Origin of the sequence: Neisseria dentiae, from assembly GCF_024580525.1 — a bacterium.
Lineage (GTDB): Bacteria > Pseudomonadota > Gammaproteobacteria > Burkholderiales > Neisseriaceae > Neisseria > Neisseria dentiae_A.
Genome location: NZ_JANIKQ010000073.1, coordinates 1 through 436 on the forward strand (window position 1 = coordinate 1; position 436 = coordinate 436).

Genomic DNA, 436 nt, shown 5'->3' on the forward strand with positions numbered 1-436 from the left:
CCAACCCTCGAAGCGCTCCTGCTCGGGGGCGAGTTCCATCACCGTCTCGATGAGCGCGGCCGGAATCAGCACGGCGCCGTCCTCATCCACCACGATCAGGTCGTCGGGGAACACGGCGACGCCGCCGCAGGCGATCGGCTGCTGCCAGGCCACGAAAGTCAGGCCGGCCACGGAGGGCGGAGCCGCCGCGCCCTGGCACCAGACCGGCAATCCGGTCCCCAGGACGCCCGCGACGTCGCGCACCACACCATCGGTGACCAGGGCAGCCACGCCCTTCTTGGCCATCCGGGCGCACAGGATGTCGCCGAAGATGCCGGCATCGGTCACGCCCAGCGCGTCCACCACCGCGATGCAGCCCTCCGGCATCGCCTCGATCGCCGCCCGGGTCGAGATCGGCGACGACCAGGATTCCGGTGTGGCGAGGTCCTCGCGGGCC

Annotated in this window: 1 pseudogene; it reads right to left on the minus strand. The window is 71.8% G+C overall.

The annotated features are described in order from the left end of the window. A pseudogene (locus tag NQ012_RS12920) lies at positions 1 to 436 on the minus strand (hypothetical protein); the annotation flags it as partial.